Genomic DNA, 10,092 nt, shown 5'->3' with positions numbered 1-10,092 from the left:
GAAGAGGGTGAGGAGCGAACATTTTCGTATCAGCCACAAAAGTACAGAATACAGCCCAGCTATTGACCAGCTGGGTTTTCTTTTTGTGAGAAAAGACCTCTTCTATTTGAGCGTGATGAACTAGGGGATCAGTCTGATCTGATACCAGTTTCATTTAATGCTGCTACAAAGCGAGATCCCCCCTAGCCCCCCTTAAAAAGGGGGGAACAAATGAAGGATTTAAAGTCCCCCTTGTTAAGGGGGATACGAGGGGGATCTTCTAAGCGTTGCACTATTTTATGAAATTGGTATGAGTAGTATTGGTTCCCCTCCAAGTTAGAGACTTTCACAAAAACATGCCTGTTAAAGTGGAATAACTTAAATAAATGGTCTAAAAAAGGTGATAAGTACTACAGAGATGTAGTCATCTTACCAATGCTGCTATGGCAGTCCTATCTCTATAAGATTCCAAGTTGTTATCCTGAGTGTGTAAAGCTTCATCAACATCCTTACGCTGTCGAGAAAGAGTGCCTTATGCTGCTAAATGAACGGCTTGGATATGCAAGCCTTCTTATATAATTGCGTCTCATATTACAGGTAGCCTTCATGAAGGGAGAGCCTATTATGACCCAGTTAATCTCCCAACCTCAAGATAGCCAAGAATCTCAGAAGAAACTTCCGCAACCTGAGAGGAAACCGAAACCTAGACTCTTGCTCCTCATCGGGTTGTTGGCAGCAGGTGCTGGTTTAGCAGGGCTAGGGTATTTTTTATTACTTCCCAAAACAGCAGCGCCCCTGGAAGTGAGCGGTCGAGTGGAAGGCTACGAGACCAATATTGGTGTGAAAGTCCCTGGTCGAATTGGATTTATCGCCGTTCGGGAGGGAGATACTGTCCGTAAGGGGCAAGTCATTGTCCGACTTGATGATGAAGAAATTCAGGCTCAGCTCAAAGAAGCACAAGCTCGCGTTGACGCCGCTAAACAACAAGAACAGCAGGCTCGTCTTCAGATGGATGTACTCACCAGCCGTATTCAAGAAGCCGGCTTGAGTTGGCAGCAATCTCAAGGCGATGCCCAAGGGCGCATCTCCCAAGCTCAATCCAACGTCGCGGCAGCAGAAGCTCAACTAAATCAAGCTCAGGCACAATTGATTCAAACCGAAGCCGAGTTGAAATTAGCGAAAACAGACCGCGATCGCTTTGCCGAATTAGTACAGGGGGGTGCGATCGCTAAACAGCGATTTGATCAAGCACAAACCCAAGTGGAAAGCCTCACTGCTGCCGTTCTAGCTCGTCGCTCGATGGTGGAAGCCGCCCAAAGGCAAGTCAGCGCAAACCAAGGTCAACTGGTACAGGCACAGACAACGAGCCTCAACCCGGACATGCGGCAGGCGCAAATTGATGCCCTGCAAAAACAACTCGCTCAAGCCCGCTTTCAACAAAAAGCCGCTGAGTCTGAAATCGCCAGAGCCACCGCAGCACAACAACAAATTGCTGCCAAAATTAAAGACCTTAACGTCGTTAGTCCCATTGATGGCACGGTAACGGCTCGTACCGTGGAGCCTGGAGAAGTCGTGGCGGCGGGTAAATCCTTGCTCTCGGTGATTAACCCCAACACCGTCTACTTACGGGGCTATATTCCAGAAGGGGATATTGGTAAAGTCCGCGTGGGTCAACTGGCGAAAGTTTATCTCGATTCTTTCCCCAATCAACCCTTGAGTGCTCATGTTTCTGCGATCGATACTCAAGCCTCTTTTACGCCAGAAAATACGTATTTTAAAAAAGACCGAGTGAAGCAAGTGTTTGGTGTCAAGCTGAGCATTGATAACCCGGCTGGTTTTGCTAAGCCTGGAATGCCGGCTGATGGCGAAATTATCACTAGCCAGCAGAAGCGGTGATGATTCATCCAATTGGGGATAGGGAAGAACCGATCGCTGAGGTTAAAAACCCCTCCTCCTCTTCAGTCATCTGGGTGCAGAATTTAGTCAAGCGCTACGGCAACTTTGAGGCGGTTCAAGGGATTAATTTTGAAGTCCGTGCGGGTGAGATTTTTGGGCTAATTGGGCCAGATGGAGCTGGGAAAACGAGTACTTTCCACATTCTGGCTGGAATCATGGAAGCGACAGGGGGGCAAATCTCAATCCTTGGGCGTTCTCCTCACGAGGCTCGTTCCAAAACAGGCTACCTCACCCAGCAATTTTCCCTCTACCTCGACCTCAGTATTGACGAAAATCTCCGCTACAGCGCGGGTGTCCGCCAAGTTTCCCCCGATCACTTTGCCGATCGCCGAGCGAAGTACCTGCGGTTGATGGATTTAGAGAAGTTCTCCAACCGTTTAGCAGGGCAACTGTCTGGGGGTATGAAGCAAAAACTCGCCCTGTGCTGTGCCCTGATTGCTCAACCCGAAATTTTGCTTTTGGATGAGCCAACAACGGGGGTTGATCCAGTATCGCGTCGGGAGTTCTGGGATATTTTAGCGGCACTTTCCACAGAGGGAGTCACGATTGTTGTAGCCACTCCCTACCTAGATGAAGCCGAACGCTGCCATCGAGTAGCGCTGATGTATGAGGGACAAATCCAGCAGATTGGGACGATCGCCCAATTACGAGCAAGTTTGGAGTTACAGCGCCTCGAAGTTCGGACAAATAATATTGAAGCCTCAGAACGAACCGTACAGGAGGCGATTGGCTCCAACGCCACCCAAATTGTGGATGTCCAAACCTTTGGCGATCGCTTGGATGTGCTAGTTAAAGATGCCGAGTTGGGTGAAGCGCAAGTCAGGCGAAGTCTGGAACAACATCAACTCGAACTCCACAGCATCCAAATTGTGGAGCCAACACTGGAAAATGTTTTTGTTAGGCGCTTGCGTCAACAAGGTGCTGACCCTCCATTTATTCCTTATCCTCGTTCCCGTGCTTCTCGGAGAGTGGGAGAGTTAGAGCCAATCATCTACAGCCAATCTACAGACTCAGAAATTGCAATTGGTGCTTACGATTTACAAAAACACTTTGGCAAATTTCAGGCAGTTCAAGGCGTGAATTTAGAAGTCCGGTATGGGGAAATCTACGGATTATTAGGCGCAAATGGGGCAGGTAAAACCACCACGATTAAAATGTTGTGCGGATTACTACCACCCAGTGCTGGAGACGTTTCGCTAGCCGGAGAACGGGGTCGTTTGCGTAGCCCTCGCGTGCGACAGCGCATCGGCTATATGAGCCAGAAGTTTACGCTCTACGATGATTTAAGCATTCTGCAAAATTTAGAATTCTACGGCGGAGTTTATCAAGTGCCTCGGCGGTTGCGTCGTCCCAAAATTGACTGGGTGCTGGCAACTTGTGGTCTTGAGGGTCAGGAGAATATGCTGACAGGACGGTTGCCGGGAGGCTGGAAGCAGCGCGTTGCCTTTGGTGCTTCGGTAATGCACGAACCCGAAATTTTGTTTTTAGATGAACCGACTTCAGGTGTTGACCCCCTCGCACGTCGTCAATTCTGGCGGTTAATTGAAGATTTTGCCCGTCAGGGTACCGCCGTACTGGTGACAACTCACTACTTAGAAGAAGCGGAACACTGCCATCGTATGGGTTTTATGGTGGCAGGTGAGATCGTGGCTCAAGGTTCGCCCACGCAGATTAAAGGGGAGCAACCGGGTCAGTTGTTGGAAATATTGACAAATCAACATCAAAATGCATCAGATTTGTTGAAAACTCAGTTTGAACCTTGGCGAGTTTCGATTTTTGGAGACAGACTGCATGTTGTTCTCGATCAGCCTCATCAAGAAATCCCTCAGATGCGATCGCTCCTCCAAGAGGCTCAAATTGAGCTTCGTTCTCTACGTTCTATCCCTTTTTCCCTAGAAGATGCTTTTATTGGTATTGTCCAACGTGCAGAACAAAACAATTAAGTGCTAACAGGTAATAGGTAGTGGGTAATGGTTTATAAAAGGCTGATTGGGTACTGCAAATTACGAATTACCAATTAGGGTATGAAAAAAATTTGGACACAAGTCGTTAAAGAGTTGGCGCAATTTCGGCGCGATCGCCTCACCTTATCCTTGGCATTCTTATTGCCATTGATGACGTTAATTATCTTTGGTTTTGCAATCCGTCTAGAAGCCAAAAATATTCCCCTCGTCGTTCAAGATTTTGATAATACTCCCCTCAGCCGCGCCTACACCGAACGTTTATTTACGACCAATCAGTTTAATCCTGTTCCCTGGCAAGGCCAGTCTCCTGTGATTGCCCTCGATCACGGTATAGCAAAAGCCGCTGTCATTATTCCGCCAGAGTTAACTCGTCGCATCAAAGCGGGTAAACCCAGTGAAGTTCAAGTACTTATTGATGGCAGTGATGGAAATAATGCTCGTGTGATTCAAAACAGCATCAAAGCAACAACCAACTTTTTTGTACGTAATTCTGGATTGCATTCCGGAACCGATAAAGTGGTGGCTCATATCCGTTTTTGGTTCAATCCAGGCCGAAAAGAATCACTCTTTATTGTGCCTGGTGTTTTTGCTATTGCTCTAGCTATCTTTCCGGCGATTCTGGCATCGATCGCAATGGTTCGTGAGAAAGAGCAGGGTACAATTTTACTAGTTTATACCTCTACCTTAAGTGCAACAGAACTCCTACTCGGTAAAGCTTTAGCTTACGTCTTAATTTTCTTAGGAGTAACCATCATACTCATGTTCATCGGTTCCTTAATTTGGGGATTAGGGTTTGTCGGCGATCCCACACCTTTATTGATTGGGACTCCACTTTTTTTAATGAGCAGTGTTCTTTTTGGTCTATTGATTGGTGTACGAGCGAGTAACCAAAGTTCGGCTATTCAGGGGGCCGCATTTGGTTTTTTGCCAGCTCTATTGCTATCTGGATTCATCTATCCTTTGAACAATATTCCCTTTCCCCTATCGCTGCTCTCCTATTTTGTTCCACCCCGCTACTACATCGACCTCACCCGGGATGCCTTCGTCAGAGGAACGGGCTGGGCAGGAGTTTGGTATGCTCCCCTGGCATTAGCACTGTTGAGTTTGTTGCTGTTTAATACAGCACGTCGGGGGTTAGGCCGTATGCAATTACCGGATTAGTTGCTATAGGTTGGCAGATTCCGAGCCGGAGCGGGTTTTATATTTAGCAGTTCCCTTAAATGCCTACAATGAATTTTTTACTCGACCTTTTATTCAATGCGTGATTCAGCTTCTCTCCTCATCAATTTTTCAATATTTTCCATCTTTCACGGCTGAGAAAGAAACCTTGACCGCTAGCGTTAGTACATGTTAGCCCAGCTTTTTGTGACACGCACTTGAAACCTGCATTCTTCCAAGTACTACCGTAGGATAGTGTAGGATAATTACCACCAGCGATCGTATCACTGATACAGAGAATCTTAGGCTTGCCGTCGCTATTGAGCGAGAAACCTAGACCCCAATCAAATTCACAGTAGCCTGAATAAGGCTGGGGCGGTTTGGGATTTAAGCCACTTTTAATTTCACAACGCAGTGTCTTTTCATATCTAAGGCAAGAGATATTACCACTGGGAGTGACGAATCCAGTAGAAGCAGTTTGAGCTACTACAGGAGTAGTACTATTACCCGTAAGTGCAACAACGGTTGTAGATGTCATCAAGCCGGAAAGCAAGGCTACTATCAATTTCTGGCTATACACCATAAATCAGTCTTCTTTGTGCAATCAATGTTAAAACGATGAAACATTGCTGTTCAAGACTAGCATTCGTAATTATCTTTTGACTTTTGTTTAAGTCTCGCGATGTCCACCAAACTGATCGATCGCCTCCTGGGAAGCCGCTTTTGGGCTTTGGTCGTTAAAGAGATTAGCCAAATCCTGAGAAACAAACAACTACTTTTTTTGCTGCTTTTCCCACCTACCATCCAACTCCTCCTCTATGGACTCACACTCAATCCTGATGTGCGGCATCTCCAGTTAGGAGTTGTCGATTACGCCAACACACCTGTTAGTCGGGAACTGGTTGCAGCGCTGACCGAAAATCACCTTTTCATGGCTAATCACTACAGTACGAGTGAGAATGAGCTAGGGCAACAGGTTGAGAAAGGGCAGGTTACGGCTGGGTTAGTCATTCCTCCAAGGTTCAATCGTGACTTATCCGACAACCGCACGGCTGAAGTTCAAGTTCTCATTGATGGAGTCGATGCTAATACAGCGGGGATCGCGGGTGGGTATATTAGTCAAATTGTCAATCAGTATAATCGCCAATTGGATGCGACTCGAGCACCCCGCTTAATTGAACCCAAAGCTGTCTTTCTCTACAACCCTGGCTTAATCAGTAGTTGGTTCTTCGTACCTGGGATGATCGGGGTTGTTTTAACCCTGATTGGGACACTCGTTTCCTCGGCGACGGTGGTACGGGAAAAGGATTCAGGGACGCTGGAACAGTTGTTGATGACACCCGCTGAGACTTGGGAAATTTTGTTGGCTAAAGTTGTCCCTCTGTTTGTGCTGCTGATGGGAGATGTTTTGTTGGCGCTAAGTTTTGGTCGCCTCGTGTTTGGGATTCCGTTTCGAGGGAATTTAGTGATATTTTTAGCGCTTTCGAGTCTCTATGTGCTGGTTGGCATTGGATTTGGCATCATGTTAGCGACGCTTGCCAAGAGTCAGCAGCAAGTGTTTCTCATGTCGTTTTTCATTAATCTACCCCTGATCCAACTATCAGGTGCGATCGCACCCATTGAAACCATGCCAGTAGTTTTGCAATCCTTATCGCTGCTCAATCCGCTACGTCACTATGTCGCGATCGTGCGGGGGTTACTACTCAAAGGCGTAGGCTTAGAGGTACTTTGGCCTCATGCGATCGCACTTTTTTTGTTCGCCATCATCCTCTTATCCATCAGTATCAACCGATTTCGCAACCAGCTCAGTTAATCAATCATTTACTTTTTTTACCCTCATGCTGCACTAGAACGGGTGCGTAATCTGTCAATAGTTACGGCAATAATAATCACAAGACCCTTAACAACTAACTGCCAGAAAAATGACACGTTCATCAGGGTTAATCCATTGTTGAGTAGGGCAATAATTAAGGCACCGAGTAGAGTACCCCAAATCGTTCCGATCCCACCCGTGAAGCTTGTTCCTCCTAAGATTACGGCAGCGATCGCATCAAGTTCATAACCTTGTCCCAACATCCCAGTCGCACTGTAGAGGCGCGACGCGCTCATAATGCCGCCTAAACCGGAAAGTAACCCACTGACGCCATAGACAAATAACAGCACCTGGCTCACTTTAATACCTGTCAGTCGTGCCGCGCGGATATTACCGCCCACCGCGTAAATATGCCTCCCCAGTACGGTTCGTCTTAAGACAAACCAACTCGCTACAACGGCAAGCAAAGCAATTACAACCAGCCAGGGAATGGGGCCGAGATAATTGTTACCTATCCAAGCAAAATTTAGATTTCGATTAATAACGGTAGTGCCATTGGCAACTAAATAAGCAACACCTCGTAAAGCCGTGTAAGAACCGAGTGTCACGATGAAGGGAGGTAAACCCAAATAGGCAATCAGCGCTCCGTTAAGCAATCCTAAACATAAGCCCGCAATTAAGGCAGCCGGGACGGCGAGCAATCCAGCACCTGGAATTAACGAGACGAGCACTCCAACTACGGCTGTCACCCCTAAAATTGACCCAACTGAAAGGTCAATTCCTCCCGTCAAAATCACAAATGTCATCCCAGTAGCCAGCACAATATTGATGGAGGCTTGCCGAATGACATTAATCAGATTTCCTGGAGAAAGAAAGCTGGGCGAAACCAGTGAAAAAACGATACAGATGACAAGCAAAATGGGTAGGATACCGGCAATTTGGATGAAATTTCTCCAAGCTTGACGTTTACTCGCTTTCTGGCGATCGCTTGCTGGATTTCCGGTGGTTCTTACTTCTGTTTGACTCATGATTTTGCTACCTCTCGTGCGCCTGTGGCATAAGCCATAATGTTCTCTTGTGTAATTGCTTCCCCGGTTGAGCCGCCTACTTCACCCACCAGGCTTCCTGCACGCATGACTAATACGCGATCGCTCATTCCCACAATTTCCGGCAACTCGCTGGAAATCATTAAAATGGCGACACCGTTTGCTGCTAAATCGCTAATAATTCGATAAATTTCACTTTTTGCGCCAATGTCTACCCCTCGCGTTGGTTCATCTAGCAACAGTACCTTCGGGTTAATCGCTAACCAACGTGCTAGCAATAACTTCTGCTGATTTCCCCCAGATAAATCCATTGCTCTGATACTTGGGCTGGCCAGACGAATCCCTAAGTTGTTAACGGCCTCAGCCACAATATTAAACAGAGATTTCGAGTTGATAATGCCAGCTTTTGCTTCTCGACCCAGGACATTCATGGTGATATTTTCACCGGAACTTATCTCCAGAAATAGACCTAAATCCTTCCGATCTTCTGGCACATAGGCGATTCCCGCCTTAATTGCATCATCGGGAGTTGAGATATTGAGTGAACGACCTTCCAGTTTGATTTCACCGCTAGCCTTTCGGTCAGCACCAAAAATCAGACGAGCAATTTCCGTTCTGCCTGCGCCAACCAAGCCCGCTAAACCAACAATTTCACCAGCATGAAGTTGAAAACTCGCAGATTTTACCTTGTGCCCATCACTTAAATTTTTTACCTCAAGGACAACGGGGCCAGGATTTATTTGACGCTTATGTTCGTACAAATCTTGTAAAGGACGACCTACCATCATTTCAACGAGGCGTGCGGCAGAAATTTCACTTTTTTCCAGAGAGCCAATGTACCCACCATCTCGTATCACACTAACCCGATCGGCAAGGGCATAAATCTCTTCCATCCGATGGCTAATGTAAATAATGGCAATACCCTCATTCCGTAAGCGGCGAACAACCTCGAAAAGCTTCTCTGTCTCGCGGTCTGAAAGCGCTGCTGTCGGCTCATCCATTACTAGGATACGGCTCTTATCTTTGAGTGCCCTGGCTATTTCAACTTGCTGCTGCTCTGCAATTGAAAGGGTCGAAACCAAGTCTCCTGCGTCAAAACTGGCGTCAAGGTTTTCCAGTACCTCCGCCGCCTTATGCCGCATGGCGTCTTGGTCAATCAGGGTGCCACCTTTCCTAAGTTCGCTACCCATAAAAATGTTTTCAGCAACCGTGAGATTGGGGGCAAGATTAAGCTCTTGATAAATAATGGCGATGCCCAAATCTCTAGCTTGGCCAGGGTCTGTCATTTTAACAGTCTGACCGTCAATTCTGATTTCGCCCGCATCAGCTATGTAGGCTCCAGCCAGAATTTTCATCAGCGTACTCTTGCCTGCACCATTTTCACCCATGAGAGCGTGAACTTCACCAGGGTAAATTGTCAAATTTACGCCATGCAAGGCGGTGAAACCGTGAAAGGTTTTTGTAATCCCTTGCATTTCGAGGACAGGTTTAGTTTTTATTGAAGATTGAGTGCTACTTACCATCAGAAACACCTGTGTTTTTTATGTAATACCAATTTTGGGGATGATGCTACAGGTTAGCTCCCCCCGACGCCGCCTAAAAAAGGGGGGAACCAAGAGAGGATTTAAATCCCACTTTTTTAAGGGAAGGACAAATGGAGGATTTAAAGTCCCCCTTTTTAAGGGGGATTTAGGGGGATATTCTGAGTGTTGCATTGTTTTATGAAATTGGTATAAGTACGATCCCAAATAGACAGATTGTCTATGCATAATTTTGTGGAACTAACAACAGAAACCTATTTATTCACTTGTCCAGCCTTTATGCTGACTAACGTTTTCACGAGTGATGAGTGTGACTGGAATTAGGATGTTTGGATTGGCAGGCTTATTCCCTTTGAGGATGTCGTTCCCAACGTCAACGGCCTTGGCTGCCATGCGAAATGGGTCTTGAGCCGCCGTAGCAGCAAATAAACTATTGTTCTGTTTAAGCGCATCTAAAGCTTCAGGTGCACCATCGACGCCAACAATAAAGAACTCGTCCCGTTTCGCTTGTTTAGCGGCTAACTCTGCACCAATAGCACAAGGGTCATTAATGGCAAAAACGGCATCAATTTTTCGGAAGGAGGTGAGCAAATCGCTCATGACTCTCAACCCACCATCACGACTTCCTTCTGCAT

Annotated in this window: 9 protein-coding genes; 5 read left to right on the top strand and 4 right to left on the bottom strand. The window is 46.7% G+C overall.

Features of this window, described 5'->3' with window-relative positions; all coding sequences use genetic code 11:
- Positions 1–603 precede the first annotated feature (603 nt).
- The 4 genes from V6C93_RS27395 (at position 604) to V6C93_RS38490 (ending at position 5,253) form a co-directional block, all read left to right on the top strand.
- Positions 604–1,875, top strand: a complete 1,272-nt coding sequence (locus V6C93_RS27395; protein WP_333479838.1) for an HlyD family secretion protein — start codon at positions 604–606, stop codon at positions 1,873–1,875.
- A complete protein-coding gene (locus V6C93_RS27390) occupies positions 1,875–3,878 on the top strand; it encodes an ATP-binding cassette domain-containing protein (protein WP_333479837.1) in 2,004 nt (667 codons plus the stop codon). The genes V6C93_RS27395 and V6C93_RS27390 overlap by 1 nt, the downstream gene beginning before the upstream one ends.
- 81 nt (positions 3,879–3,959) lie before the next feature.
- Positions 3,960–5,060, top strand: coding sequence for an ABC transporter permease (locus V6C93_RS27385; protein ID WP_333479836.1), 1,101 nt, complete (start codon positions 3,960–3,962; stop codon positions 5,058–5,060).
- 10 nt (positions 5,061–5,070) lie between these two features.
- A complete protein-coding gene (locus V6C93_RS38490; protein WP_349262860.1) occupies positions 5,071–5,253 on the top strand; it encodes an element excision factor XisH family protein in 183 nt (60 codons plus the stop codon).
- Here the strand turns inward: V6C93_RS38490 and V6C93_RS27380 are convergent.
- Complete coding sequence (locus V6C93_RS27380) at positions 5,182–5,640, bottom strand: DUF6636 domain-containing protein (RefSeq protein ID WP_333479835.1); 459 nt, start codon at positions 5,638–5,640, stop codon at positions 5,182–5,184. The two genes, V6C93_RS38490 and V6C93_RS27380, sit on opposite strands and share 72 nt — an antisense overlap.
- 99 nt (positions 5,641–5,739) lie before the next feature.
- On the opposite strand from V6C93_RS27380, the gene V6C93_RS27375 reads away from it, so the two are divergent.
- Entirely contained in the window at positions 5,740–6,870 is a 1,131-nt protein-coding gene (locus V6C93_RS27375; RefSeq protein WP_333479834.1) for an ABC transporter permease, read from the top strand.
- Positions 6,871–6,893: 23 nt separating this feature from the next.
- Here the strand turns inward: V6C93_RS27375 and V6C93_RS27370 are convergent, their stop codons facing one another.
- From V6C93_RS27370 to V6C93_RS27360, 3 genes are all read right to left on the bottom strand, one after another.
- Positions 6,894–7,898: an ABC transporter permease subunit gene (locus V6C93_RS27370; protein WP_333479833.1), complete on the bottom strand. Its 1,005-nt coding sequence runs from the start codon at positions 7,896–7,898 to the stop codon at positions 6,894–6,896.
- A complete protein-coding gene (locus V6C93_RS27365; protein WP_333479832.1) occupies positions 7,895–9,439 on the bottom strand; it encodes a sugar ABC transporter ATP-binding protein in 1,545 nt (514 codons plus the stop codon). The genes V6C93_RS27370 and V6C93_RS27365 overlap by 4 nt, the downstream gene beginning before the upstream one ends.
- Before the next feature lie 276 nt (positions 9,440–9,715).
- Positions 9,716–10,092: substrate-binding domain-containing protein (locus V6C93_RS27360; protein WP_333479831.1), on the bottom strand; the 377-nt coding region annotated here is incomplete at its 5' end.

This window comes from Allocoleopsis sp. (assembly GCF_036703385.1).
In the GTDB taxonomy this organism is placed as follows: domain Bacteria; phylum Cyanobacteriota; class Cyanobacteriia; order Cyanobacteriales; family Coleofasciculaceae; genus Allocoleopsis.
This window is presented reverse-complemented; position numbering and strand designations above follow the sequence as displayed.

Bases quoted from the DNA above. Each gene is read 5' to 3' on its own strand.
- V6C93_RS27395 (WP_333479838.1), top strand. From the start codon at position 604: ATGACCCAGTTAATCTCCCAACCTCAAGATAGCCAAGAATCTCAGAAG.
- V6C93_RS27390 (WP_333479837.1), top strand. From the start codon at position 1,875: ATGATTCATCCAATTGGGGATAGGGAAGAACCGATCGCTGAGGTTAAA.
- V6C93_RS27385 (WP_333479836.1), top strand. From the start codon at position 3,960: ATGAAAAAAATTTGGACACAAGTCGTTAAAGAGTTGGCGCAATTTCGG.
- V6C93_RS27380 (WP_333479835.1), bottom strand. From the start codon at position 5,640: ATGGTGTATAGCCAGAAATTGATAGTAGCCTTGCTTTCCGGCTTGATG.
- V6C93_RS27375 (WP_333479834.1), top strand. From the start codon at position 5,740: ATGTCCACCAAACTGATCGATCGCCTCCTGGGAAGCCGCTTTTGGGCT.
- V6C93_RS27370 (WP_333479833.1), bottom strand. From the start codon at position 7,898: ATGAGTCAAACAGAAGTAAGAACCACCGGAAATCCAGCAAGCGATCGC.
- V6C93_RS27365 (WP_333479832.1), bottom strand. From the start codon at position 9,439: ATGGTAAGTAGCACTCAATCTTCAATAAAAACTAAACCTGTCCTCGAA.